The following is a 25123-nucleotide window of genomic DNA, read 5'->3' on the forward strand; positions in this document are numbered from 1 at the left end:
TTTGCAATCATCTGTCCACGAGAGCTTCACCACAATTCGCACGCCATTGGTTCGATTGTGGGTCACTGGAGTCGCAATGATCTGACGGACTTTGAGTGGCACGTGATCGAGCCGCCGCAAACGAACTAAAAAAGGAATAAAAGTGTCCAGCTTTTCCCAGTGGTGTGCGTTTTAAGGCCACTTGGGCGAAAATAATCATCAACAACAATGGGTAAAATGAGAAGTGGTGCCCAGACGCGGATTCGAACCACGGACACGCGGATTTTCAATCCGCTGCTCTACCAACTGAGCTATCTGGGCACTTTTGGCTGCCAAAGTTGGCAGGCCATTCCGACGCGTTGGTTTTCGTTGGAAGCGGGTGGGTTATAACACTAAAAATCCTGCTGTCCAGCATCAACTAAGGATTTTTTCGCCGTTTTTCTGCCTCTTGCAAAGGGCATAGATCGATGCGTTCTTGATGGGGTTACAGACAGGATTCGTTTTATATGATTGATACGGGGGATAAAACCGCCAAAGCGACGCCTTTTGGCTGGGGCATTCTTGGCAGCGGCCAAACTGCTGGACAATTTGCCGCTGATCTGGCGCTGGTGCCCGGCGCGTCGCTTGTGGGTAATTTTTCGCGGACAACAGCCAATGCAAAACGGTTTCAAGAAAACTTTGGCAGCAAGCGTGCCTATTCCGACATTGATGCATTTGTAGCCGATCCCGAGATTGATGCGGTTTACATTGCAACGCCAAATTCGGTCCACGTGGCGCAGGCTCTCAAATCCATCCGCTCAGGCAAAGCGATTCTGACGGAAAAGCCGCTCGCACCTTCCCATACGGAAGCCTCCGTCATCGAACGGGAAGCCACCCGCGCCGATGTATTCGCCATGGAAGCGATGGGGACAAGATTCCTGCCAGCAATCGCGGCCGCGAAAGCCAAAGTGGATGCCGGAGAAATCGGAGCAATCCGCAAAATAACCGCCGAGTTATCATATGAACATCCATATGATCCCAAGACGCGCTATTTCAGCAGATCATTGGGCGGCGGTGCCGGTCGGGATCTCGGGATCTCGTGTGTTTCCTTGGCAATGTTTTTCCTTGGTCAACCACAAAAGGTTTCGGGGCTGTGGCATGCGGCCCCAAACGGCATCGACATGAGTTCTGAAATCGTGCTGCATTATGATCATGTGAAAGCAGAACTTTCCTGCGGCTTCGACCGAAATGGCAAGAATCATTTTATCATCGAGGGCTCAACCGGCACGATTCGGCTGAATGCTCCGTTCACCGAGGCAAGGGAACTGACGATCTACCAGGGGTTTTCCCGACAAGCGCTGTTTAGCCCTCTATCAGGCCCAGGCGGAACTATCGGAAAAATACTGGATCGCCTTCCTGTGCCGGGCCGGACTGTTGAGGAATACGATTTTGACGGCAATGGCCGCCAATTTGAAGCAATTGCATTGATGGATGCTATGAGGCAGGGCAAAACCGGCTCTGCTATCATGCCGATAGCAGATAGCATAAGCTCATTGCGGGCTATCAATATTGTATTGTCGCAGCCTGCAACGCAGCGGGTGATAAGACTTTAGAGCTCGTCAGCCCTCCGGGCCGACAGCTACATGTCTTCTTCGCCGTCGCTGTCTTCCGAGCTTTCGACGGCGGGTAATACATAGGCGCCCGTCAGCCAACGATTAAGGTCTACATTGCGGCAACGTGACGAGCAGAATGGATAGTGTTCACGTTGGGATGGCCGCTTGCATTCGGGGCAAGGACGTGTCGGTCGCAGGGGCGTAACATTTGCCATACTGTTTTTGTTGTCAGTCACTATTGCAGTCCATTGGAAACACATAGTTGCTAGTGGCCCGAGGCCTGCCAATTGGCATAAACGGGAAACCCTTCACCCTGCAAAAGGTTCAAGGTTTCATAAAGCGGCAAGCCAACAACATTGGTGTATGAGCCGACCAGCTTGATAACGAAGCTGCCCGCCAAACCCTGAATTGCATAGCCGCCTGCCTTGCCGCGCCATTCGCCTGACGCAAGATAGCTTTCCAGCTCCTCCCGCGAAAGCCTTTTGAAGCGAACGCGGGTTTCAATGAGGTCCTGACGCAATTTTCCTGCCGGCGTTATCAGGCAAAGGCCCGTATAAACACGGTGGGAGCGACCGGACAGCAGACGTAGGCATGCGGTCGCATCATCAAGTATTTCCGCCTTCGGCAAAATGCGCCGCCCGACAGCGACAACCGTGTCAGCGCTAAGGATATAGGCCTTGCCAAGCTCGGCACTTCCCTTCAGTTCTGCGGCAACTTTTTCCGCCTTCAAACGGGAAAGCCGACGCGCCAGCGAACGCGGGTGCTCCGCCCGTAGCGGCGTCTCGTCCACGTCGGCGGGCAGCAGACTATCCGGCTCAATACCGATCTGACCAAGCAGCGACAGGCGGCGCGGCGAACCGGAGGCAAGAACGAATTTGTGCTGATCGCTCATAAAGAGAATTCCTGCGGACAGGCTGAAGGACGTTTACTTGAAACGGTAGGTGATGCGACCCTTGGTGAGGTCATAGGGGGTCATTTCAACCAGAACCTTGTCGCCTGCCAGAACACGAATACGGTTCTTGCGCATGCGCCCAGCCGTGTGAGCAATGATTTCATGATCGTTTTCGAGCTTTACCCGGAACATCGCGTTGGGCAACAGCTCCGTCACGAGGCCAGGAAACTCCAGTACTTCTTCTTTCGCCATGCGTAGTTCTATCTCCAGAAATTGAATTTGCGGCCGTGTTCGACCGCAATTTTGCGCGGAACCTATAGTATTGCGTAGCATTTGTGAACAAGGGAGTTCGATCCAATTGTACGGACGCACAAGAGTATCAAGTCAATGGACCGAAACGATCCTCAATATGTTGTTTCAGATGATCCCGAACATCACGATAAGCGTCCAGAATCTGATCCCTGCGACCGCGCACCAATGTCGGGTCAGGCGTGGGCCAATATTCCACATGCACCGACGTCGTCCGGGTCAGCTCCAGAGCCATATGGTGCGCCTTGGGTGATAATGTAATAATCAGATCGAAATAATCGTCTTCAAGCTCCTTGAAGGTGCGCGGCGCTACGGACAGCCGCTTCAATCCGATTTCTTCGAGCACGGCATCCACAAAGGGATCGGGATCGCCCTTTTCAACGCCCGCTGATGCCACATAGACCTTTGACGGCAGTATTTTTCGAGCCAGTGCCTCGGCCATGGGAGAGCGAATGGCATTCATGCCGCATATGAAAAGAACGGCGCCCGGAATCCTCGGTTTGCCACCTGCCGCATCATCCGGCAGATGGTCGGGCATTCCCGGCACGGGTGCGCCTATCCCCGCCAATGGAGCACACATACCAGTGTAAAAAGTCGGCGGGCAGTGTCGAAATCGACATCTATCTTGCCGCCAAGTCGATCCATCAGAGCCTGCGATCCCTCGTTGTGCAGCCCTCGCCGACCCATATCGATGGCTTCGATCTTGCTCGGGCTGGATGCGCGAATGGCATCATAATAGCTTTCGCAGATAAGGAAGTAGTCCTTGATGACCTTGCGTAAAGGCGTGAGCGAAAGGATGTGCGTGACAACATCGTCGCCGCTTTCCCGTGAAATCGCAAAAATTAGACGTGATTCGACCAAAGAAATCTTCAGCTTGTAGGGCCCTGTCCCCTCATCGCTGACAGGACGGAAACTATTCTCTTCGATAAGGTCAAAAATTGCGACCGCTCGTTCATGCTCGACGTCGGGTGTTGAACGGCCGATCGTGTCGTCCAGTTCCACATCGATCAATCTCGCATCACTTGCCGTCATCAGATTCCTAAAGGTTCAACCGGATTGCAACCGAATTGCCATGCGCATCAAGCCCCTCCGCACGCGCCAGTTCAATCGCTGCCGGTCCCAAGGCACGCAGTTGCTCAACGCCAAGCCTCAGAATGGAGGTTCGCTTGACATAGTCAAGCACGGAAAGCCCCGAAGAAAAACGGGCTGAACGGGCTGTGGGCAAAACATGGTTGGAACCACCAACATAGTCACCGATGACTTCCGGGGTATAACGGCCAAGAAAGATCGCGCCTGCATTGCGGACGCCGGCCAAAAGCTCTTCTGTATCGGCGGCTGCAATCTCCAGATGCTCCGGCGCGATGCGGTTGACCAGAGGCAAAGCTGACGGCAAATCATTGACCAAAATGACCGCGCCATAATCCCGCCAGCTCTCGCTCGCGGTCTGGCCGCGCGGCAATGTCTTGAGTTGATGCTCGACAGCGGCCATGACCGCCTCACCGAAAGTCTCATCATCCGTTATGAGAATTGATTGCGCGGCGCTGTCATGCTCGGCCTGAGCCAGCAAGTCAGCAGCGATCCAATCCGGATTGTTATCAGCATCGGCTAAAATGAGAACTTCGGATGGGCCGGCAATCATGTCGATACCGACAGTGCCGAAAACTCGGCGTTTGGCAGCAGCCACATAGGCGTTTCCGGGGCCGACAATCTTGGCGACCGGCGCAATGGTTTCCGTGCCGTAGGCAAGCGCCGCAACCGCCTGCGCGCCGCCCACACGGTAAATCTCGGAGACGCCAGCAAGACGCGCTGCAACCAGAACCAGCGGGTTGAGCTTGCCGTCTGGTGAGGGAACCACCATGACAATGCGCTCAACACCCGCCACTTGTGCCGGAACAGCATTCATCAAGACAGAACTTGGATAGCTCGCAGTACCGCCTGGAACATAGAGCCCGACTGAATCAATTGCGGTCCAGCGCGAGCCAAGTTCAACGCCCAATGCATCCGTATAACGGTCATCCTTGGGCATTTGCCTTGCGTGGTGGGAATGGATGCGATCGCGCGCAAGCTTGAGTGCCTCGACCGTTGCTTGCGGCGCCGATTCCATAGCGGCATTAACCTCGTCCGCAGAAATGGCGATACCATGTTGCGCCAAATCTATACGGTCGAATTGCTTCGAGTAGTCAATCAGCGCCGCATCACCATTGGTGCGAACATTCTTGATAATCGTCTCGACCACGCGGTCAACATCTTCGGAGACCTCGCGTTTAGTCGAAAGAAATGCGGAAAAACTCTCGTTAAAGTCAGAGTCAGACTGTTTCAGCACAATTGCCACGATACATATTCCTTAGGGTCAGAAGCTAGACTTCGTGCTCTGGACGCGATTGTGTTTCCCAGGCCGGGCCCAAATCCGCCATTTGGGCTTCAATAGCTTCAACTTCGAGACGCAAGGCTTTATTGGCGGCAAAAACCAGCTCGATAAACCCGGATGGAGCCTCGGTAACGATGAAACGAATTGCCAATACGGAAAGAACGTCATCCGGATAATGGCGGTCGATGCCCGTGGCTTTGAGACTCAAGACCTGACCAAAATGGAGTGCTGTACGCCGACGCTCGAAACTACGATGGCGCTTGCCATCATCGGCTAGTTCCCAGACGAAGCGATTGACGCCAAGTACCAGCTTCTTTTCCGCTGCCAGATAGTCGATATCGCTGACTTTAAGCACGGAATCCTGCAGATGCGCAGATAGGATTTGCAGATCTTCCTCATCAAGCGCGATGAGTTTGAGAGTGTCCATGTCTACCCTTTGCCTTAATTTGCGGGATCAGGGCTTCCGGTGAGGAAGCCTGCTCTCTTCCCTGTTAGAGGAAAGCGAAGGCAAAGGGAATTATGCAAGATGCATAATCGACGTGGAAATTCCGGATGATCAGTCGCTGATGCGCTCAACCACCGCACCGCAACGTGTCAGCTTTTCTTCGAGACGCTCAAAACCGCGGTCGAGATGATAGACGCGATTGACCGTCGTCTCCCCTTCGGCCGCAAGACCGGCAATAACCAGCGAAACAGATGCACGCAGATCTGTCGCCATGACCGGCGCACCGTGCAGGCGCTCGACACCCTCGATCTTCGCGGTCTGACCTGACAGCGAAATTTTGGCACCGAGCCGAGCCAATTCCTGCACATGCATGAAGCGGTTTTCAAAGATGGTCTCGGTAATATGGGACGTGCCCTTGGCCTTGGTCATCAGGCCCATGAACTGCGCCTGCAAGTCGGTCGGGAAGCCCGGGAATGGCTGCGTCGTCACATCGACGGGCATGATGCCGTGGCCATTACGCACAACGCGCAAGCCAGAATTGGTTTCTGAAATTTCAACGCCGACCTGGCCGAGCGTTGCGAGGGCAGCAGTCAAAAGATTGGCATCGGCGCCTTCCAGGATGACATCGCCACCCGTCATGGCGACAGCCATGGCATAGGTTCCTGTCTCGATACGATCAGGAATGACGCGGACGCGCGCGCCGGAAAGACTTGTTACGCCCTCGATTGTGATCGTCGCCGTGCCAGCCCCGCTGACCTTTGCACCCATGGCATTCAGGCAGTCAGCCAGATTCACGACTTCGGGCTCCTGTGCGGCATTCTCAATGATTGTTTCGCCCTTGGCGAGCGTTGCTGCCATCATCAAAACATGGGTTGCACCGACCGATACTTTCGGGAACACGTAGCGCGCGCCCACAAGACCGCCCTTCGCGCTGGCTTTGACATAGCCGTTTTCAATCTCGATATCGGCACCGAGAGCGCGCAGGCCATCAATGAACAGATCAACCGGCCTGGTACCGATTGCACAACCGCCGGGCAAAGAAACGGTTGCAACGCCCATACGGGCGAGAAGCGGCCCGATAACCCAGAAACTTGCCCGCATCTTGGAGACAAGTTCATAGGGCGCTACGGTATCGACGATATTGCGTGCAGTAAAATGGATCGTGCGTGAATAAGCGCCGTCCTGACGCTCGCGGCGTCCATTGACGGAATAATCAACCCCGTGATTGCCAAGGATGCGGATAAGCTGCTCGACATCCGCCAGATGCGGCACGTTTTCCAGCGTCAGCGTGTCATCGGTCAAAAGAGAAGCAATCATCAACGGCAGGGCCGCATTCTTGGCGCCCGAAATAGGAATGATGCCGTTGAGCTTGTTACCGCCAACAATCTTGATGCGATCCATAATTTGTCACTTTCGCGGGGGAAATACCCGTCCTGTCGTTAAAGGCCCTTTGCAGAGCGGGTTCATTTAAACCATCACGTGTGCTGGTTCAAGAAAGGCTTGTCATTCCTGTGCATAACGCTGATCTTCGAATCGGCTTTACACAGATCTTTCGATCTTGATTGTGAGTGCGTCGTTTCTGCGTCAAAGAAGGAGAGGCAGAAAAATAATGCTCTATTTTTCGCTATCGGCTGATTCATTTTGCGACGCCGCGGCTTTCAAACCTTCATCGCGCCCATCTTCAGCGCCTGAGCGGCGCGATCTCGTCTGCTGTTTGCGCCGCGCAAGATTTGCGCGCAGTTGTTCCGAGCGGCGTTTTTCCCGCTCCTCTTGTTCGCGGCTCGGGTTTTTGGGCAATAAGGACATTGGTTTTATCCGGTATTTTGACCAGTGCCGACAGCAATCTGCCGGTAGCCAGCCTATGTTTTTTGCTCTCTATGGATATTTTACCCAAGAGATTACGATTGCTTGCTTGCGATTTCAGCAATGATATGCCAGAAGTCCGCCGCGTTCGCAAATCGGCTGCGGTAGCTCAGTGGTAGAGCACTCCATTGGTAATGGAGAGGTCGAGAGTTCAATCCTCTCTCGCAGCACCAGTTTTCCAAGCAGACAATATGGCTATTCCTTATCGTCGGTTTTGCCCGGAACAAGGCCAATTGCGATGCCTATGACAATTCCCATTCCTATATTGCCGAAGACAGTTCTGATCGCAGTACAAGGCGATATTGAGTGGCTTGTATTGGTCATCTCGCTTTAATCGAACTTTGCCAGCTCTTGTTTGAATCGTTCAACCATCCACGTCGTTGCGGGGCCCATTGCTGCATCAACAGGATGAAGAACAACTAAATTATAAGGCAGTTCCGGATAGGGCTCCAGATCAAGGGGAACAAGCCTGCCTTCGGCAATATCATCCTTGACCATCCATTTAGGCAAACCACCCCAGCCAAGGCCAGCCAACATGAGCGAATGCTTTGTCGCGACATCAGTCAGGCGCCATGTCTTATAGGCAAACACGCCAAAGTCCTTACCCTTTGTATGTTCGCTCAAATCTGTCACCACCAATTGGATGTGGTTGCGGATAACAGCCAATGGCACCGGCCCTTCATATAGTGCCAGCGGGTGATCAGGCGCTGCCACAGGCATCATCGTTGTTTGCCCCAAGCGGCCAATGGCCAACTCGTCGTAAGGCTCCAATGGCTGCCCGCCAAATCCGATATCCGCCTGCTTCTTGAGAACCAGATCCCAGACAACACCCAGTGCGCCGACGTGCAAACGCAGGCTGACCGTGGGAAACTGCGTTTGAAATGCAGTCAACACAGCAATGAGGACAGGCGACGGCAGAGTGACATCCACCGCCACTGCAATTTCCGCTTCCAGCCCCTGTTTTAAACCCTCGGCCCGCGAGCGCAGGTTTTGAAGCACCGAAATCATGCGCCGCGCATCCTCAAGCATGGCTGTGCCAGCATCAGTCAATCGCGGTTCCCGTACTCCGCCGCGCTCGAAAAGCTGCAATTCGAGCTGTGCTTCCAGATTGGCGATTGTATAGCTGATTACTGACTGCGAACGATTGAGCCGTCTTGCGGCGGACGAGAAACTCCCGGTTTCGGCAACTGCTACAAAGACTTGCAACTGATCAAGTGTAGGATTGGGCAGCATTTAAATATCTATCTTATCGATGGGTTCAATAGATATTTTCCCAGTTTTATAGATAGATGTCCAGTGCCAAATATTGCCTATCAGTTTCGTTCCTGAAAGGACAATACGATGTCATCCATTCTTCTCGTTACTTCGAGCCCACGCGGTGAAGCATCTCACTCAACCCGTGTTGCAACCGAATTTGCAAAAAAGCTGGCTTCGGCAAAGCTTGGCAATACACTCGTCACACGTGACCTCGCCACCACTCCCCTTCCCCATATCGATTCCGATTTTGCGGCAGGCATCTACACACCCGAGGAAACACGTACAGCCCCACAAGCAAAGGTGGTGGGTGTCTCTGATGTGGTTGTCGATGAGCTTATGGCGGCCGACACCATCGTTCTGGCAACCGGCATGATCAATTTCAACATCTCGTCGACGCTTAAGTCGTGGCTCGACCATGTTATGCGTTCTGGCAAAACCTTCAGCTACGGTGCAGAGGGTCCCAAAGGTCTTGTAACCGGCAAAAAGGTTTATGTCGTTCTCGCCTCCGGCGGCGTTTACTCCAATGGTCCGGGCGCATCATTTGACCATGCCACACCCTATCTGAAGACAGCGCTTGGTTTCATTGGCATGACTGACGTGGAATTTATTCGCATCGAAGGCGTTGCCATGGGTGCGGATGCAGAAGCGAAAGCCGTTTCATCGGCCATCGAACTGACCAACGGTCTTGCACTCGCGGCCTGAATTGAGCGGCATGAAAAACAAAAGCGGGCTTAACGGCCCGCTTTTTGTTTGGTCTGCAATAAAATTGATAGTCTATCCTTGGCGATTCCGTTCTGCATCATCAAGCCGCTTCAATTGATCCAGCAGGCTTTCAGGCACGGTTTCTTCTATTTTATATATTCCGGCAGCTCTAATTGCCGACCGGTAACAAGACTGCGATATATGTCGTCGCAATATTTGAGAGAGTTGTTTTTCGTAGGTCCGGTTGCTGCCGTCCATTGTTTTAGACTCCAACTTTCTTGTCCTTTAAACCCGTTCGCTACGACGAAGGTTCCCCTTTTCCTACATTGCAAGGTCTTAACGCAATGTGTCGCTGCGCCGCAGCCTAAAGTCTCTCCCCGGTTTTCAACAGCTTGGTGGAACGTCTGGTCGTGCCAAACGTTAACCGCCAAATCATTTCAGGGGAAAATTCATTGATCGAGACGTTCCATTATCTCAATTCCTTGCCTGTCGTTCCGCACGTGATTGCCCTCTTTATAGCCTATGCGCTTGCCGTCCCGATTGGCATTGAGCGCGAGGCGGAAGAGCGTAGCGCCGGCGTGCGGACTTTCCCGCTGGTGGCGCTTGCCAGTTGCGGTGTCATCCAAGGGACGGAGCATTTGACCACTGATAATCCCGAGGCAATGGCCCGCATTGTTGAGGGCCTGATTACCGGTGTCGGTTTCATTGGCGGCGGCGCCATCCTCCAATTGAAGAATTCCGTGCGCGGGACGGCTACGGCGGCAAGCATATGGGCAACAGGCGCCATTGGCATTTCGGCTGGGCTGGCAAGCTATGATGTCGCGATCATCATTTCACTGTTCACATTCCTGACGCTGCGGCTGATGCTGCCCTTCAAAAAAGAGCCAAAGGAATAGGCTAATCCGCCTGACCTATCGTTGATTGCGGAATTGCAGCGCCGCCTCCCACTTCAGCGCGGACTCAACGATCTTGTCCAGATCATCCAGCTGCGGCACCCAGCCCAGCTCATTGCGGGCCTTGCTGCTGTCGGCCACAACCGAGGCGGCATCGCCCGGTCGCGCACTGGTGGGGCGGGCATCGATCGGCGCACCGTGTACGCGCTCAACACTGGCAATGACCTCCTTGACAGAATAACCACGGCCATAGCCGCAATTGGCTACCATGCTGCTGCCCCCCGAACGCAACCGCTCCAGCGCGAGACGGTGCGCTGCAACCAGGTCAGAGACATGTATGTAATCTCTTACGCAGGTGCCGTCGGGCGTGGAATAATTATTGCCAAAGACTTCCATGAAACGGCGTTTGCCAAGCGCGGTTTCACAGGCGATCTTTATCAAATGTGTTGCGCCACGGGTTGACTGGCCCGTGCGGCCCTTTGGATCAGCACCCGCGACGTTGAAATAACGCAGGGCCGTGTAGTGAAAATTATGGGCTGCGGCGGTATCGCGTAACATCCATTCGGTCATCAGCTTCGACAGGCCATAGGGCGATTCCGGACGGGGGGGATGTTCCTCATCTACCGGCAGCAGACCAGCATCGCCATATACAGCGGCGGTTGACGAAAAGATGAAATTCTTGACCTCAGACTTAACTGCGGCGTCAATAAGCGTGCGGGATTTTGACGTGTTGTTTTCATAATAGGCGAGCGGGTCGCGGACAGAGTCGGGCACAACGACGGAACCCGCAAAATGGATGATGGCGTCGACATAATTGCGCTCAATGGTCTGACGCATCAGTGCCTGATCGGCAATGTCCCCGACGACCAGCTTTGCCTCAGGCGGCACCGCCCATTTGAAACCGGTGGAAAGAGCATCAACGACGACGACAGATTCGCCAGCCTCAAGCAGGTCCCAAACCATGTGACTGCCTATATATCCAGCACCACCCGTCACAAGTACAGTCATTGCGATCGCCTATCCTTTATGTCCTCACTCCAACCTATATTGCAGCATCTGGCGCAACGGAAAAGCCTTGTGACTGCCTCGGAACGCATTTCTATCCGGTTTCCGGTCATTTATACGTCCAATTGCTGAGATACTTACCGGCCCATTCCTTCAACCGAACCTTGCTGCTGAATGCTCGCCGAAAAACTAGAGTGAAGATCAACCATCCGCAACTTACAGTAGCTTGACGTCATTTGCCAAATAACGTTTATATGAAGGATATTACTTCATATAAATTTGGGATGATTTATTATGAATCGCGTTTCTACAAAAATATTTTTTTGTATTATTCTAAGCTTATAATGCGATCAGTTGAAAATTTCTGACGTTGTCACCGATATATACTAAAGAACAATTGATTTAGGCCGGAGTGTTATCCAGCCAAAGAAATCATCTGCGATTCTTGCTTCATACTGACATGCCGTCCGCGTGTCTGCGCACAGCTCGAGTTTCATTGCGTATTTTTTATACTGGGAGGATTTAAATTGAGCATTTTACGGAAGTTCAACAGGGTAAGCACTCTGGCAATTGTTGCGGCGGCTTTGTGCATTACGCAGGCCAAGGCAGAAGAATTTGTAAGCAAGCCCTTTCCCTTTAAGCGAATGGTTACATTTGGCGACAGCCTTTCGGATATAGGGGCGCTCAAACCACCACTGGACCTCATTAGGCAAAACCAGCAAAAAATAACGCAGACGCTCAGAGATATTTCTGGTTTGATTGAGTCTCCTCCTGCGGACACTCCAGATTTCGACTGGTGGAAATCACATGAGTATTCTAATGCTCTTCGTGCATTTTCCGAGCCTCCATACTCTGTTCCCAGGCAAACTTTAGCTACGCTCGGCAAGTCTCTGTCTTCTGAGACCAAGAAAGCGATTGTTGCTACCCTGAAAGACGTTGAGAACAAAATCAAAGACATGGCAGAGTATGGCGCTAATATGCCGTTTGGCAGGTTTAGCAACGGCCCGGTCTGGAACCAGTATCTTGCGGGTGATCAGGTCCAAGCAACAAGCTATCCCGACAATGTCGACAAGCTTATATCAAGAGCGCTCATTGAGGCTGTTTACCAACAAAATGATGTTGGACTTAAATACCTCCTGAGCACCGTTGCACAGGCTACGGGACACCTTTGGGAATATCCAGCGCAGCCTGCTTCTGACAGCTCGTCGATGAATTATGCCGTCGGGGGCGCGCGCGTGGGGCGTAAGGGTGATGACCTTATTTCAACACTGCTCATCCCCGGCTTACTCGATCAGCTGGAAGAATTGGATTACGCTCACATCGAAAAGGATACGCTTATTGTCAGCTGGTTCGGCGGCAATGATTTGTTTGCGCTGAGCAAGCTCCTCGCGTCTGGTGCAAATCCTGCCCCCTTGGTGAAGGAAGTGAAAGACAATCTGGAGCAAGGGCTGGAGACGCTCTATTCTGCCAATGGGCGCATTTTCCTGCTGCCAAATGTGCCGGATGCCTCCCTGACTCCCGAGTTCAAAAACAATGGTGATACAGCTCGCGCCCTGACAAAGGTAATAAACGATACGATCGCATCGGTTGCAGCCAATTTCGAGGCAAAGCACTCCGGCGAGGTGACGATCTATAAGCCTGACATGCTGAAGCTTATGGGTGTTGTTACGCGGTACCCGAGCGCCTTCGGCTTCTCAAATACAACCGATAAATGCATTGACGATGAAACCTGTCGGCTAAATCCAACGCCATTGGAAACTGGCTATCTCTTCTGGGACGGCGTTCATGCGACCACGCGTGCGCATGGATATATCGCGAATTATTTCGCCACCCATTGGCAGCACCCTGACCTTGCCGGATCCTACTTCTCATCACCTGAAGGCTTTTACGACACGAGGCGCCACTATTTCTTTCCGACAAACGACCTCACCTTCGGCGATCAGCTGAACGGCAACAATGCTCTATACAAATTGAATGATGCGACCCTCACGCTGACCGATGCCAATAATTATACGGGCGGAACCTTCATCGAGGGAGGAAAGCTTCAGCTTGGAAATGGCGGACTGAGCGGCTCTATCGTCGGGGATGTTGCGGTATCCAAAGGAGCCGAGCTCGGTTTCAACCGATCTAATAGTTATACTTTTGCCGGCTCGATCAGCGGCGAAGGCACTGTGGTGCAATTGGGAACGGGCGTGACCATTTTAACGGGTAACAGCACCTATACCGGTCCAACAACAATTTCGCATGGCGGATTGAGTGTTACCGGTTCACTGATTTCGGACGTTACCGCCCAAGGTAATACGTTCATAGACGGAAATGGGAGCGTCGGTTCGCTTCATGCGGAAACGGGCTCCAAGATTGCTCCTGGAACGAGGGATCGTATAGGTGATCTTCGCATCGCCCGTGACGCAATCATGGAAAAAGGGGCTCTGCTCGATATTGAGATTGCTGATGATCTATCCTCTGCCGATCGAATCGACATAGGTGGCAAGGCCATGTTGCGCGGCGGCCATGTTCAGCTCCGCATGCTTAGTCACCCCGAGTTACTCACCTCGGAGCAGGTCGATCAGCTATTTCTCAAACAATATGAGATTTTACATGCGAATGGTGGAGTAGAGGGCCAATTTGAAGCGGTTTCTCCACAGTTCAACTTTATTAGCCCGTCTCTCATTCAGGATGCGAAAAACGTCAATGTCCTTTTTGATCCGACCAAATCGGTTTTGAACAGGATGCTGGCGCTGGAGGACCCCATTTACGCGAGTTCCAGTAACCACCGCAGCGTCTGGGGCGGGTTCAAGTCCTTTGGCACAAAAAGCCCGCTTTTCAATACTGTTCTGTTCTCCACAAAGGACAGGCCTCTGGATTATGACACGTTGACCGGTGAGGTTCATGCCTCCTTGAGCAATACCCTTGTGCAGAACAATCAGATGATAGGCGATGCTGCCGCAAGCCGTATCCGCAGTGCATTTGACGGCATTGCTACCAAGGGGCAGTCGGCGCAGTCTGTCAGCGTGGCACCTCTTGCCTACGGACCGGACCGGACGAAAATCCCTGAAGCTTTCGCCCTCACCGAACCAGAAGCGACAACGCAGCTTTGGGGACAGGGCTACGGCTCCTGGGCGCGGCTTGATGGCAATGGCAATGCAAGCGGCGTCAGCAGCAAGACGGGCGGTCTGGTCACCGGCTTTGACGGTATCATCGAGGATGATTTTCTCGGTGCACAGTGGCGTGCCGGTCTGCTGGGAGGCTATGGCAGCAGTTCCGTCAACACCGGCTATGGACAAGCCAGCATCGACAGCTACCAGATGGGCGTCTATGGCGGGGCAAACTGGGATGCGCTTGGCTTGCGCCTCGGCGTCAATCTAGCTCATCACGAGATCGAAACCGAGCGCGAAGTGCATTTCGGTAATATTAACGGCAACCACCATGCGGATTATGGCGCGAACTCGGTTCAGGTTTTCGGCGAACTCGGCTATGAGTTCAAACCTGCGCAGGGGCTTGTGGTCGAACCATTTGCCGGTATCAGGCATGCTTCGGTCAAAACTGAGGCATTTGAGGAAAGTGGTGCGGTCAGTCAGCTTGCGGCGCTCGCAAACAGAACGGACAGTACAAGCTCGACACTCGGTCTGCGCGCTTCCTACCAAATGGTCTTTAGTGGCGATATTTCAACCATGTTGCGCGGTACGATAGGCTGGAATCATGGCTTCGGTGACCTGACACCGCAACAAAGATTGTCGTTTGCAGGAGCATCTCCCTTCACGGTTGAAGGGCTGCCCACGGCGCGCGATGCCGCCTTCATCGAGGCAGGAATGGACTTTAATGTCAGCCAACGGACGACACTGGGTGTAACTTATACAGGCCAATTCTCGCAATCGGGCCATGCCAATGGTGTCAACGCCGATATCGCCGTGCGTTTCTGACGTAATAGCAATCGCCGGGGGGATGCCCCCCGGCATTGTCCTGCGTAATTATCAAGCGCAGGCTGCTGATAGGTCAGCATTTCCATAAGGTTTCCACTGTCCATCGCGCATTATGCGAAGCGTGGCAAATTGCCCACCCCGCAGTCGTGGATTTTGGCGGGCAAAAACGGTAGTAAATGAAGTATACAGGAGCACTTCATGGACTATCGTCGTTTTTTCGAAGACGCTATTGACCAGCTGCATGCTGAAAAGCGCTATAGAGTCTTCGCCAATCTGGAACGGATTGTGGGAAAGTTCCCGCGCGCGCTCTGGCGCTCGGTGGAGGACACGCGCGAGATTACTGTCTGGTGCTCCAATGATTATCTCGGCATGGGCCAGCATCCTAAGGTTATTGCAGCGATGCATGACGCGTCGAGCCGCATGGGTTCGGGCGCTGGCGGCACCCGCAATATTTCAGGCAACAATCACCCGCTTGTCGAGCTTGAAGCTGAACTTGCCGATCTTCACGACAAGGAGGCCGGGCTTGTTTTCACGTCGGGCTTTGTTTCCAACGAAGCTTCGATTTCAACCATTGCCCGGCTTCTGCCCAACTGCCTGATTTTTTCCGATGAGTTGAACCACGCTTCCATGATCGAGGGCGTCAAGCGTTCGGGTGCAGAGAAGCGCATTTTCCGTCACAATGATCTGGCGCATCTGGAAGAACTCCTGAAGGCTGCCGGACGCGAACGCGCCAAGCTGATTGTATTCGAATCTGTCTATTCGATGGATGGCGATATCGCCCCCATTGCTGCCATTGCCGATCTTGCCGAAAAATACAATGCCATGACCTATATTGATGAGGTTCATGCGGTCGGCATGTATGGCGAGCGGGGCGGTGGAATCACCGATCGCGAAGGCCTTTCGCATCGAATCGACATTATTGAGGGAACGCTGGCAAAGGCATTCGGCACCTTGGGCGGCTATATAACCGGGCCCAAAAGTGTCATCGATGCAGTTCGTTCCTATGCACCGGGCTTTATCTTCACAACGGCCTTGCCGCCGGTGATCGCCGCTGCCGCGACAGAATCCATCCGGCACCTGAAGGTGTCTCAGGAAGAGCGCCGATTGCACCAGCAACAGGCGCAATTGACCAAACATGTTCTTGCACAGGCCAATCTTCCGGTCATGCCCTCAGAAACCCATATTGTGCCGGTTCACGTGGGCGATCCGGAGTTGTGCAAGAAGGCCAGTGATCGCCTGCTTGAAAAGCATGGCATCTATATCCAGCCGATCAACTATCCGACAGTTCCTCGCGGCACCGAACGGCTGCGCATTACGCCAACACCGTTCCACAGCAATGAGCTGATTGTTGAGCTGAAGGATGCCCTCGTGGAAGTCTGGACCGCGCTCGGCATTCCATTCTCCACCGGAGAAGCGACACCTGTGGAAGCCAGTGACCGGGTGGTAACGCTGGCCGTATCCAAGGCAGGCGGCTGATAAGGCCGTCCGCTACCGGGACCTGATCCATTCGGCCAGTCGATCGGCAGCGGTCTCAATCTCATCGAGCCTACGGGCGAAGCAAAGCCTCAAAAAGGCCCCTCCTCCATCGCCAAAAGCTGTTCCGGGCGCGAGGCCAACCTTCGCCTGGTCGACAATATCGAAGGCAGCCCGATAAGAATCACTGATGCCTTCAATTCCGAACATGAGATAGAATGCGCCGGCAGGTGGCGATAGGTGCACACGTCCCGTGGCAGCCAGGCGGGCACACAGGATATCGCGAGCCTTGTGGGCGCGTTCTACCTGCGAACGGATGAAATCATCACCCTGATTCAGCGCGACTACGGCCCCACGCTGCATGAATTGCGCAACACCTGACGTGGAATACTGAATCAGGTTTTCAATGGTCTGGCCGAGCGAAGGGTGGGCAACGAGCCACCCCACCCGCCATCCAGTCATGGCCCAGTTCTTCGAAAAACTATTGACGAAGATGATGCGATCTTCCGGATCCATGACATCAAGGAATGACGGAGCCCTGCGCGCGCCATAATAAAAATGCGCATAAATCTCATCGGCAATTATCCATAGGCCGTGTTGGCGTGCTATTGCCAGTATCTCCTGCAATGTCTCCACATCCGCAGTCCAGCCGGATGGGTTGGATGGCGTGTTGATAAACAAAGCTTTGGTTTTTGGCGTGATTGCATCGCGAATCTTTTGCGGATCGAAGGTCCAGCCATTGCCGGTAAAATCCTGCGTCACCGCAACGGGCGTTGCTCCGCCAATGGCGGCGGCGGCAGCAAAATTTGGCCATGCGGGAGAAAGATAAATGACTTCATCGCCCGTCCCGGCGGTGGCTTGTACGGCGAGTTGAATGGACTGCATGCCTGAGCCTGTCACATAGAAATGCTCGACAGGAAGATCGACAGAGAAATGACGCTTATAATAGTTGGATAGAGCCTGCCTCAACTCGGGAATGCCGCGCTGCCAGGTGTAAAATGTTTCGCCATTGTCAAGACCTTCGCCCGCTGCGGCCCGAATGAATTCCGGGGTTGGAAGATCGCCCTCACCGGCCCAGAGAGGAATAACTCCCTCCTGCTTTCTGCCGTGGTTCATAACCGCGACGATGCCGCTTTCCGGTGCCACTGCCGCTTCGTGCCGGAGATGTTGAATTAAACTCATGGCGCTTCCCACTCAATATTTTGCAGGTCCCCAAGGATCATTCCGTAGAGACCCATTGAGCAGAAGGCCTAACGCAACGCAGGTCTTTTATCACGCGGATATTTGTGATGTTTCCATCAGCCGAAATGATGTGCTGCTGACAGAAGATGACAAAAGAAAAACCCCAGCTTGCCGGCTGGGGTTTGGGGAAAACTTATTTCTTCGCAAGCAGATCGCGAATTTCCGTAAGTAGAACTTCTTCTCTGGCTGGAGTGGGATCGGCCGCCACTTCCTTTTTCTTGAATCTGTTCATGGCTTTAACCACCATGAACAACACCCAGGCAATGATCAGGAAGTTGATAAGGAGAGTGATGAAATTGCCGTAAGCAATGGTTGCACCGGCTTCGCGCGCAGCTGCAAGGGTTGGGGCCGGAGCACCCGACAATTGGATGTAGAGATTTGTAAAATCAATACCGCCGGTCAAGAGGCCGATAATTGGCATCAACAGATCAGCTACGATGGATTCTACCAGCTTGCCAAAAGCGCCACCGATGATCACACCGATTGCAAGATCAACCATGTTACCTTTCAAGGCAAATTCTTTGAATTCCTTTAGCATGATATACCACTCTCCAGTATTGTGTGATAAAGCGAATCATCCGCCCCAGATAGTCTTTATTCCAAGCGCCACACTACCAGAATTTGCGTATTAATTAATAGACCGGTTGAATGTTTCTACAGCTGATTTGCCGGCTGACTCGCTTGCTTCAGCGTAAATCACTCAACGTTTTCGGCCCAATACGGGGACATAGCGAATGGCAAGCTGGACCGCGATAATCGTCGCGATTCTCTACTTCTCGATACAATTCTGTACGATCTACATTACGGATCATCAGAGCGAAGCCACAATAAACCGATCACGCCCATTGCTATATTCACTCGCAATTGCCGCGAGTGGCAGTAGTTGGCTCTATTACGGGTCGACGGGCTACGCTGTACTGCATGGCATAGAATTTGTTGGTCTGTATGTGGGAATTCTACTGATCTTTACTGTCGGCTTCCCCTTCCTGCTCAAATTGCGACAGTTGGCGCGGGCAGAAGGTATCACTTCGATTTCCGACATGATTGGTGCGCGATACGGTAAAAGCTTCCTGGTGGCCGCCGTCGTAACGTCCATCACGACCGTGGGTTTAATCCCCTATTTCGCCCTGTTGATGAGTTCGATTCACTACCTCTTCGACGTGCTGGCAGGCGCTTATACGCCGCAAACCGGCCATGACCACACCGACCACCTTGTCGTTCCATTTTTGTTTATCGCACTGATCGCCGTGTTCATTGTCTTTTACAGCGGCCGGTCCAATCCTTCAGCAGAGCGCTACAATGGAATCGTTCATAGCTTGGCCTTGGACACTGTGATCAAATATGCGGCGATTTTATCCATTGGAATAGCCACTGCCACTTGGCTCTTCGGCTCGCCGTCAGAAATTCTTGCTATGATTTCGACCAATCCAAGCCACATAACCGCTCTCAAGCATGAATTTTCCGTTGGGGACTTCATCAGTCTTGTTATATTCGGAGTGTCTTCGGTATTTCTTCTCCCCAGTCAATTTCATCTCATCATCGTTCAAAACAGGAATGATAGCGAGCTGCGCACGGCCCGCTGGTTCATTTCGGCAACCATGCTGGTCCTCGGAGTTTTCATCTTTCTCATAGCGACTGTTGGCTCGATCGTTCTTCCGGCCAATGCTTCCGTCGACTTCTATTTCCTGGCACTGCCCGTGGCCGCAGGACAATTCTGGCTGGCAATAATCGGGGTTGCGGGCGGGTTGGCAGCAGCCGCGACGATGATGCTGTTTCCATCGATATTATTGTCCGTCATGATTTCAAATGACCTGCTTTTGCCGCTTTTTCTGAAACGGACATCGGTGGGCACAAATGCAGCCAAGGATTATTCAAAAATCATTCTTGGGCTCCGCCGCGTCGTTGTTTTCGCGATTCTTCTGGCCGCATTCGGCTATCAATTCGTCCTTTCGGTGCATGTGAGCTTTGCATCACTGATACTTATCTCCGCCACGGCCATGATCCAGCTTGCTCCTGCCTTTTTGGGCGGAATGCTGTGGAGCCGTGCCAATGCGCGCGGCGTTTTTCTTGGCATATTCGGAGGCATTTCCATCTGGTTCTACACAATGGCCCTGCCAAGTCTCGTGCCGATGGATTCCAGTCTTCTCACCAATGGCCCATTCGGCATTGTAACGCTACGACCACAGGCCTTGTTTGGCTTCGAGACATCCGAACTGGTCAATAGTCTCTTCTGGACGCTGGTGGTGAATGTTGCGCTCTTCATCATCGGATCGGTTTCCAGAACCGCTACTCCAAGCGAACGCATCCAGGCATCGATATTCATTGCAGATAAGGTTCATTCAAAAAAACCACTCAATAGTGTGGAATCGAACCTCACGGTCAGGCAATTGAAGGCTACGCTGGCAAAATATATTGGCAGCGCGCAGACGGAATTTGCTTTCAACAATTTCTACAAACAGTCGAACATCACGCTGGGCGATGATGAACCGGCGGACTTTAACACCATACATTTTGCCGAACAGTTTTTGTCCGGCATCGTTGGGCCACCATCAGCCCGACTGATCTTGTCGCTGGCGATGGGACCGGCCAGCACAGCGCAACGGCAGGCGCAAATTCTGCTGGATCACGCTACCGATGCCTTCTCGCAGAACCGCCAGCTTCTCCAGACCGCTTTGGACCAGATGGATCAGGGAATTGGCGTCTTCGACAGTCAATATCGCTTGAGCTGCTGGAATTTGCAGTTTCAACTCACTTTGGATTTGCTCAGTGAACAACAGCGGATGGGGACACCGCTCGACCGGATTCTGACCGCATTATTTCGCAATGGGGATAGTTTGAACGCGCAACAGCCGCTCAATATGGACGCATTCATCAATGCCAAAGAACCCCTGCGCGTGAAGCTTCGAATGAGCGGAAAAACCATCGAAATTCGCTCCAACGCCATGCCTGACGGCGGATTGGTTGCTACCTTCACTGATATCAGTGACACCATCAATGCTGATGAATTGCTGCGGCAAATAAACGAGTCTCTCGAACAGCGCGTGCGCGATCGCACAAGCGAACTGACATTGGCCAATCAGCAATTGGCGAAGGCCCAAAAGCGTGCGGAAGAGGCCAATATCGAGAAAACCCGTTTCCTGGCAGATGCCGGCCACGATATTCTTCAACCGTTAAATGCCGCGCGCCTTTACTCATCGGCATTGATCGAACGCTTGGGCGATTTGCGTGAGCGAGAGCTTGTACAAAATGTTGACTCATCGCTTGAAGCTGTCGAGTCCATTATCAGTGCACTCCTCGATATTTCCCGGCTGGATACAGGCGCATTGAAACCGGTCATGTCTGTCTTTCGCCTTGATCCGCTCCTGCAGCAGATAGTCAGGGATTTTGCTCCCGCAGCGCGTGAAAAAGGGCTGGATCTTCGCCTCGTGCAAACCTCTGCTATCGTAACGACGGATCGCAACTTGCTGCGACGTCTGATCCAAAACCTGATTTCCAATGCGATTAAATACAGCCGAAGCGGCAAAATATTGGTGGGCATGCGTAAACGCGGCCAATCTGCACAGCTGAGTGTCTGTGACACAGGCATAGGTATTGCCCAGTCAAAACTCGATTATATTTTCCATGAGTTTGCCCGGTTATCAGAAGGCATGAAAGAATCTGACGGACTTGGCCTTGGTCTGTCTATCGTGGAACGGATTGGCAAAATCCTTGACTTGGGTATCAACGTACAGTCGGTTGTCGGCAAGGGCTCGATATTTTCAGTCACGATGCCGCTTTCCGATAAACTTGCCTTATCCTCCAGTGAAACCGCGTCCACATTGCGTCCAGCGAGTTCGCTGACAGGAATGCGCATAGTCTGCATTGACGATAATGCGGATTCGCTGGCTGGTCTGCAAGAACTGTTGAATGCCTGGGGTTGCAGCATAGTGGCATTTCGAACGGGCAAAGCAGTCCTGGAGTATTGTTCTAAAAACAAGTCCCCGCCTGATGCTATTCTGGCTGACTATAATCTCGAGGACGAGAACGGACTCGACGTCATTCAATCGGCAAGGGACTATTATGGCAGTGATATTGATGCGGCGTTGATTACAGCCGACAGATCTGAAGACGTCCAGCGCCGGACAGCCGCATTGGGTGTATCGCTGATCAACAAGCCAGTGCGGCCAGCCATATTGCGCGCGCTGCTCTCACATTTCCGGCAAAGTATCGCAGCCGAGTGATTCTCGAAGGTTAGGCCAAATTTTACTCTAGCCCTGTGGCAGTTCCACCGGTTGCATTTCGTCCCTGAACCGGGCCAGCCTGATAACGGCTTGGGTGCGACTTTCCACGCCCAGTTTGTAAAGCACCGCAGAAACGTGGGCCTTGATTGTGGCTTCTGACACATTCAGGTCATGGGCGATCTGCTTGTTCAGCATTCCATCCGCCATCATATCGAGCACGCGCGCCTGCTGCGGCGTCAACTTGCGGATACACCGGATCAGATCGGCTAAATCGGCGTCCAATTCACCTTCTTCGCTTCCATCCAATGGGGACCAGATACCCCCGTCAAGAATGGTTTGCACGGCTGCATTAATGACATCTGGTGTGGAGGATTTGGAAATGAATCCGGAAGCGCCCAGTCCGAGCGCAGCCCGTATGGTTACCGGATCATCCGTGGCTGATACTATAGCTATCGGAACAAGTGGCTGCAGCGCCCGCAAGGTGATAAGACCGGTCATCCCACCAATGCCGTTCAATGAGAGATCCAGTAATACAAGATCAATCTCGGCCGATGACTCAATAAGACGCTTGGCACCATCAAGATCGCCAACTTCAATAATTTCTACATGTTCGTTTGAAGAGGAAAGCGCTAATTTTAAAGCGCCTCTAAACAAGGGATGGTCATCCACAATGACAATTGTATATTTCATAGTCCAAACGATCCCTTGGTATTGAAAATAACTGCAGTTATTAATGCGAAATATCTAATTCAAACGACTAAATCCAATTCATCTGATATATCAACTAGATTTTTACAGGTCGCAATTTTACTGCGCCCTACTCAAACCTATTAGGGTCAGAGAAATGAAATGCCTTGTTAAAATCTTATTCCCAAGCGATTATCGCTTGTGGGGAAAAGTTTGAAAGTAGAACTGGATGATCACACATACTCTCTACCCTGAGGCGCAGCCTTATTCGGAAGAAATGTTGGAAGTTTCCGAATTGCACACAATCCACGTGGAAGAGTGCGGTAATCCTGATGGCAAACCTGTCATCATGATTCACGGCGGTCCGGGTGGTGGGATAAACCCCACCATGCGTCGGCTGCACGACCCGGAACTTTATCGTATTATTCTGTTTGATCAGCGTGGTTGCGGAAAATCAACGCCCTATGCCGAATTGAATGAGAATACGACATGGGATCTGGTCGCCGACATGGAGCGTATTCGTGCGCATCTTGGCGTGGAGAAATGGCAAGTATTCGGCGGATCATGGGGATCAACGCTTGCGCTGGCCTATGCGCAAACCCATCCTGAAAAAGTAACCGAACTTATCTTGCGCGGCATATTCCTTATTCGCCGCTTCGAGATTGATTGGTTCTATTCAAACGGTGCCAGCATTATATACCCGGATCGCTTCGAAGCGTATCAGGAGCATATTCCTGAAGAAGAGCGCGGCGATATGATCGCGGCCTATTACAAGCGCCTGACCGATCCTGATGAAGCTGTGCGTCTGGCAGCGGCCAAGCTGTGGGCGCGCTGGGAAGGTTCAGCCCTCTCTTTGCTACCTGATCCCGCCAGAGCGGATGCCTTCGCCTCCGACCATTTCGCCATCGCTTTTGCGCGTATCGAATGCCATTACTTCCAGAACAAGGGCTTTTTCGATACGGATGATCATTTGCTGCGCAATGCACATCTGATCCGCGATATTCCAGGGATCATCGTGCATGGCCGTTACGACATGTGCACTCCCCTTCTGAACGCATGGCATTTAAAGAAGGTGTGGCCGGAAGCCGACTTGCGTATCGTGGAAGATGCGGGACATGCGGTAAGCGAACCCGGGATAGTGCATGAGCTTGTGGCGGCGACGAAACGCTTTGCCACCTGATGTCGGCAGTATAAAAGGCCGGCATCCATTTTTCTGACCAGTCACGCTGCCAGATGCTTGCGGCGTGACTTGATGACCCAAATATGGCCGAACGGGTCGACCAGCACGCCAGCGCGATCGCCGCTCTCAAGCGTCTCCACTTCGTTGCGTGCCGTTCCACCTTCCGAGATTGCATGATGCATCACGCGATCCGCATCATCCACATGGATATCCAGCATAACGGGTGTTGCGCCAATAGCATGGGCAGAGCGAGGACCACCCAGCGAGGCATCAGCATCACGTTTCGGGTTGGCTCCCACAATCATAATTACCGATTCACCCATGCGTATTTCGGCGGCAATCAAAACACCGTCATGCAAATAAGGACGACCCGCCAGTTTTGCCCCGAATACATTCTCATAAAAATCGAGGGCATCCTGCTGATCACCATGTCGCACAAAAAGCCTGATCGAAACCTCTCCAATCAATGTTGGTACGGCAAACATTTCATCGCTCCCAGAGAAGAATTCCAAGCGATAAAGGTGCACGAAGTTGCAGAACAAATCAAGAACAAATGCGATTCAATGCACAGTGCCTACTGCCAACTTACTGTCAAAAATCAAGGCATTTCAGGTCTTTTGCGGAACAGCCGGATTTGACGGCGCATCCTTGTTTTCGCCATCGAGTTCCTTGGCCAATCCCATGAAGCGCCGCATGAACTTTTCCATGTAGCTCAGGCCTTTTTCAAAATCCTCATCTGAAGGAAGATTATCGCGGACCACCGGCGGCAGCTTGCCGATTCCGGCCACCGTATCTTCCAGCTTGGCAACACGAGCCTTCAGATCGGCAATGTCTTCTTCGTAAAGCGTGCGTTCTTCCGCTGCAACTTTGCAGACCAGTTGGCCAAGCTTTTCATGACAGATCGACATTTCACCAGTTTTATTATTCATCCGGACATAACCGTCTGCGGTTTTCTCCAGCGAGTAACTTGTTGTTTCTTGTGCCGTTGCTGATCCTGCAAATAGCGATGCAGCAGCAAGAAAGGCGAATGGTACGAGTGTGCGTGACATTGAGTTCCTCCAGCCTTTGCAGACGATCCATCATGATCAAACAATAC

23 protein-coding genes and 2 tRNA genes are annotated in these 25123 nt (G+C 52.6%); 8 read left to right on the top strand and 17 right to left on the bottom strand.

Features of this window, described 5'->3' with window-relative positions:
- Positions 1-224: 224 nt before the first annotated feature.
- Positions 225-300 (bottom strand) — tRNA-Phe (locus V9K95_RS09020).
- A gap of 185 nt (positions 301-485) precedes the next feature.
- On the opposite strand from V9K95_RS09020, the gene V9K95_RS09025 reads away from it, so the two are divergent.
- Positions 486-1571, top strand: a complete 1086-nt coding sequence (locus V9K95_RS09025) for a Gfo/Idh/MocA family protein (protein ID WP_336440605.1) — start codon at positions 486-488, stop codon at positions 1569-1571.
- Positions 1572-1597: 26 nt separating this feature from the next.
- Here the strand turns inward: V9K95_RS09025 and yacG are convergent, their stop codons facing one another.
- From yacG to V9K95_RS09070, 9 genes are all read right to left on the bottom strand, one after another.
- Positions 1598-1831 (bottom strand): DNA gyrase inhibitor YacG, encoded by a 234-nt coding sequence (gene yacG / locus V9K95_RS09030; RefSeq protein ID WP_336440606.1) that lies wholly within the window; start codon positions 1829-1831, stop codon positions 1598-1600.
- 5 nt (positions 1832-1836) lie between these two features.
- Positions 1837-2463, bottom strand: a complete 627-nt coding sequence (locus V9K95_RS09035; RefSeq protein WP_336440607.1) for a Maf-like protein — start codon at positions 2461-2463, stop codon at positions 1837-1839.
- 33 nt (positions 2464-2496) lie between these two features.
- Positions 2497-2715, bottom strand: coding sequence for a translation initiation factor IF-1 (gene infA / locus V9K95_RS09040; RefSeq protein WP_008122731.1), 219 nt, complete (start codon positions 2713-2715; stop codon positions 2497-2499).
- Between the two features lie 127 nt (positions 2716-2842).
- Positions 2843-3310, bottom strand: a complete 468-nt coding sequence (locus V9K95_RS09045) for an arsenate-mycothiol transferase ArsC (protein ID WP_115051291.1) — start codon at positions 3308-3310, stop codon at positions 2843-2845.
- 17 nt (positions 3311-3327) lie between these two features.
- Positions 3328-3804: a UPF0262 family protein gene (locus V9K95_RS09050; protein ID WP_115051292.1), complete on the bottom strand. Its 477-nt coding sequence runs from the start codon at positions 3802-3804 to the stop codon at positions 3328-3330.
- A 7-nt stretch (positions 3805-3811) separates the two neighbouring features.
- Complete coding sequence (hisD, locus tag V9K95_RS09055; protein WP_115051293.1) at positions 3812-5104, bottom strand: histidinol dehydrogenase; 1293 nt, start codon at positions 5102-5104, stop codon at positions 3812-3814.
- Between the two features lie 25 nt (positions 5105-5129).
- Positions 5130-5567: a DUF2948 family protein gene (locus V9K95_RS09060; RefSeq protein ID WP_115051294.1), complete on the bottom strand. Its 438-nt coding sequence runs from the start codon at positions 5565-5567 to the stop codon at positions 5130-5132.
- A gap of 129 nt (positions 5568-5696) precedes the next feature.
- Entirely contained in the window at positions 5697-6986 is a 1290-nt protein-coding gene (gene murA, locus V9K95_RS09065; RefSeq protein ID WP_336440610.1) for a UDP-N-acetylglucosamine 1-carboxyvinyltransferase, read from the bottom strand.
- 213 nt (positions 6987-7199) lie between these two features.
- Positions 7200-7391 (bottom strand): hypothetical protein, encoded by a 192-nt coding sequence (locus V9K95_RS09070; protein ID WP_115051296.1) that lies wholly within the window; start codon positions 7389-7391, stop codon positions 7200-7202.
- A 155-nt stretch (positions 7392-7546) separates the two neighbouring features.
- Between V9K95_RS09070 and V9K95_RS09075 the strand changes: the two genes are divergently transcribed.
- A tRNA-Thr gene (locus V9K95_RS09075) sits at positions 7547-7621 on the top strand.
- Between the two features lie 157 nt (positions 7622-7778).
- On the opposite strand, the gene V9K95_RS09080 is transcribed toward V9K95_RS09075, so the two are convergent.
- On the bottom strand, positions 7779-8681 hold the full coding sequence (locus tag V9K95_RS09080; protein ID WP_307282722.1) for a LysR family transcriptional regulator: 903 nt from the start codon (positions 8679-8681) through the stop codon (positions 7779-7781).
- 108 nt (positions 8682-8789) lie between these two features.
- Here V9K95_RS09080 and V9K95_RS09085 point away from each other — a divergent pair, with 108 nt between their 5' ends.
- Both V9K95_RS09085 and V9K95_RS09090 read left to right on the top strand, forming a co-directional pair.
- Positions 8790-9407, top strand: coding sequence for an FMN-dependent NADH-azoreductase (locus V9K95_RS09085; RefSeq protein ID WP_307282719.1), 618 nt, complete (start codon positions 8790-8792; stop codon positions 9405-9407).
- Between the two features lie 452 nt (positions 9408-9859).
- Positions 9860-10303, top strand: coding sequence for an MgtC/SapB family protein (locus V9K95_RS09090; RefSeq protein ID WP_115051299.1), 444 nt, complete (start codon positions 9860-9862; stop codon positions 10301-10303).
- A 15-nt stretch (positions 10304-10318) separates the two neighbouring features.
- Here the strand turns inward: V9K95_RS09090 and galE are convergent, their stop codons facing one another.
- Positions 10319-11308, bottom strand: a complete 990-nt coding sequence (gene galE, locus V9K95_RS09095) for a UDP-glucose 4-epimerase GalE (protein WP_115051300.1) — start codon at positions 11306-11308, stop codon at positions 10319-10321.
- A 524-nt stretch (positions 11309-11832) separates the two neighbouring features.
- Here galE and V9K95_RS09100 point away from each other — a divergent pair.
- Positions 11833-15225, top strand: a complete 3393-nt coding sequence (locus tag V9K95_RS09100) for an autotransporter domain-containing protein (protein ID WP_336440611.1) — start codon at positions 11833-11835, stop codon at positions 15223-15225.
- Positions 15226-15423: 198 nt separating this feature from the next.
- Positions 15424-16701 (top strand): 5-aminolevulinate synthase, encoded by a 1278-nt coding sequence (hemA, locus tag V9K95_RS09105; RefSeq protein WP_336440612.1) that lies wholly within the window; start codon positions 15424-15426, stop codon positions 16699-16701.
- Positions 16702-16713: 12 nt separating this feature from the next.
- Here hemA and V9K95_RS09110 read toward each other — a convergent pair whose 3' ends face one another.
- Positions 16714-17880 carry a pyridoxal phosphate-dependent aminotransferase gene (locus V9K95_RS09110; protein WP_336440613.1) on the bottom strand — a complete coding sequence of 389 codons (1167 nt, stop codon included), beginning with the start codon at positions 17878-17880 and terminating at the stop codon, positions 16714-16716.
- A gap of 193 nt (positions 17881-18073) precedes the next feature.
- Positions 18074-18478 (bottom strand): large conductance mechanosensitive channel protein MscL, encoded by a 405-nt coding sequence (mscL, locus tag V9K95_RS09115; protein WP_336440614.1) that lies wholly within the window; start codon positions 18476-18478, stop codon positions 18074-18076.
- A 196-nt stretch (positions 18479-18674) separates the two neighbouring features.
- Between mscL and V9K95_RS09120 the strand changes: the two genes are divergently transcribed.
- Positions 18675-22160 (top strand): PAS-domain containing protein, encoded by a 3486-nt coding sequence (locus tag V9K95_RS09120; protein ID WP_336440615.1) that lies wholly within the window; start codon positions 18675-18677, stop codon positions 22158-22160.
- Positions 22161-22187: 27 nt separating this feature from the next.
- On the opposite strand, the gene V9K95_RS09125 is transcribed toward V9K95_RS09120, so the two are convergent.
- A complete protein-coding gene (locus V9K95_RS09125) occupies positions 22188-22850 on the bottom strand; it encodes a response regulator (RefSeq protein WP_115051306.1) in 663 nt (220 codons plus the stop codon).
- Between the two features lie 226 nt (positions 22851-23076).
- Between V9K95_RS09125 and pip the strand changes: the two genes are divergently transcribed.
- The gene (gene pip, locus V9K95_RS09130; protein ID WP_115051307.1) at positions 23077-24027 is read left to right on the top strand and encodes a prolyl aminopeptidase; all 951 of its coding nucleotides are present in this window, start codon (positions 23077-23079) and stop codon (positions 24025-24027) included.
- Between the two features lie 41 nt (positions 24028-24068).
- On the opposite strand, the gene V9K95_RS09135 is transcribed toward pip, so the two are convergent.
- Both V9K95_RS09135 and V9K95_RS09140 read right to left on the bottom strand, forming a co-directional pair.
- Complete coding sequence (locus tag V9K95_RS09135) at positions 24069-24512, bottom strand: VOC family protein (RefSeq protein WP_115051308.1); 444 nt, start codon at positions 24510-24512, stop codon at positions 24069-24071.
- A gap of 123 nt (positions 24513-24635) precedes the next feature.
- Positions 24636-25076, bottom strand: coding sequence for a hypothetical protein (locus V9K95_RS09140; RefSeq protein WP_336440616.1), 441 nt, complete (start codon positions 25074-25076; stop codon positions 24636-24638).
- Positions 25077-25123: the final 47 nt, after the last annotated feature.

This window comes from Phyllobacterium sp. CCNWLW183, from assembly GCF_037203775.1.
GTDB classification, from domain to species: domain Bacteria; phylum Pseudomonadota; class Alphaproteobacteria; order Rhizobiales; family Rhizobiaceae; genus Phyllobacterium; species Phyllobacterium ifriqiyense.

What these genes read in the sequence shown, in the direction of transcription:
- V9K95_RS09025 (WP_336440605.1), top strand. Translation starts at nt 486, where the DNA reads ATGATTGATACGGGGGATAAAACCGCCAAAGCGACGCCTTTTGGCTGG.
- V9K95_RS09120 (WP_336440615.1), top strand. Translation starts at nt 18,675, where the DNA reads ATGGCAAGCTGGACCGCGATAATCGTCGCGATTCTCTACTTCTCGATA.
- murA (WP_336440610.1), bottom strand. Translation starts at nt 6,986, where the DNA reads ATGGATCGCATCAAGATTGTTGGCGGTAACAAGCTCAACGGCATCATT.
- yacG (WP_336440606.1), bottom strand. Translation starts at nt 1,831, where the DNA reads ATGTGTTTCCAATGGACTGCAATAGTGACTGACAACAAAAACAGTATG.
- infA (WP_008122731.1), bottom strand. Translation starts at nt 2,715, where the DNA reads ATGGCGAAAGAAGAAGTACTGGAGTTTCCTGGCCTCGTGACGGAGCTG.
- V9K95_RS09080 (WP_307282722.1), bottom strand. Translation starts at nt 8,681, where the DNA reads ATGCTGCCCAATCCTACACTTGATCAGTTGCAAGTCTTTGTAGCAGTT.
- V9K95_RS09070 (WP_115051296.1), bottom strand. Translation starts at nt 7,391, where the DNA reads ATGTCCTTATTGCCCAAAAACCCGAGCCGCGAACAAGAGGAGCGGGAA.
- V9K95_RS09045 (WP_115051291.1), bottom strand. Translation starts at nt 3,310, where the DNA reads ATGCCCGACCATCTGCCGGATGATGCGGCAGGTGGCAAACCGAGGATT.
- hemA (WP_336440612.1), top strand. Translation starts at nt 15,424, where the DNA reads ATGGACTATCGTCGTTTTTTCGAAGACGCTATTGACCAGCTGCATGCT.
- V9K95_RS09060 (WP_115051294.1), bottom strand. Translation starts at nt 5,567, where the DNA reads ATGGACACTCTCAAACTCATCGCGCTTGATGAGGAAGATCTGCAAATC.
- mscL (WP_336440614.1), bottom strand. Translation starts at nt 18,478, where the DNA reads ATGCTAAAGGAATTCAAAGAATTTGCCTTGAAAGGTAACATGGTTGAT.
- V9K95_RS09110 (WP_336440613.1), bottom strand. Translation starts at nt 17,880, where the DNA reads ATGAGTTTAATTCAACATCTCCGGCACGAAGCGGCAGTGGCACCGGAA.
- V9K95_RS09135 (WP_115051308.1), bottom strand. Translation starts at nt 24,512, where the DNA reads ATGTTTGCCGTACCAACATTGATTGGAGAGGTTTCGATCAGGCTTTTT.
- V9K95_RS09125 (WP_115051306.1), bottom strand. Translation starts at nt 22,850, where the DNA reads ATGAAATATACAATTGTCATTGTGGATGACCATCCCTTGTTTAGAGGC.
- galE (WP_115051300.1), bottom strand. Translation starts at nt 11,308, where the DNA reads ATGACTGTACTTGTGACGGGTGGTGCTGGATATATAGGCAGTCACATG.
- pip (WP_115051307.1), top strand. Translation starts at nt 23,077, where the DNA reads ATGATCACACATACTCTCTACCCTGAGGCGCAGCCTTATTCGGAAGAA.
- V9K95_RS09035 (WP_336440607.1), bottom strand. Translation starts at nt 2,463, where the DNA reads ATGAGCGATCAGCACAAATTCGTTCTTGCCTCCGGTTCGCCGCGCCGC.
- V9K95_RS09050 (WP_115051292.1), bottom strand. Translation starts at nt 3,804, where the DNA reads ATGACGGCAAGTGATGCGAGATTGATCGATGTGGAACTGGACGACACG.
- V9K95_RS09085 (WP_307282719.1), top strand. Translation starts at nt 8,790, where the DNA reads ATGTCATCCATTCTTCTCGTTACTTCGAGCCCACGCGGTGAAGCATCT.
- V9K95_RS09140 (WP_336440616.1), bottom strand. Translation starts at nt 25,076, where the DNA reads ATGTCACGCACACTCGTACCATTCGCCTTTCTTGCTGCTGCATCGCTA.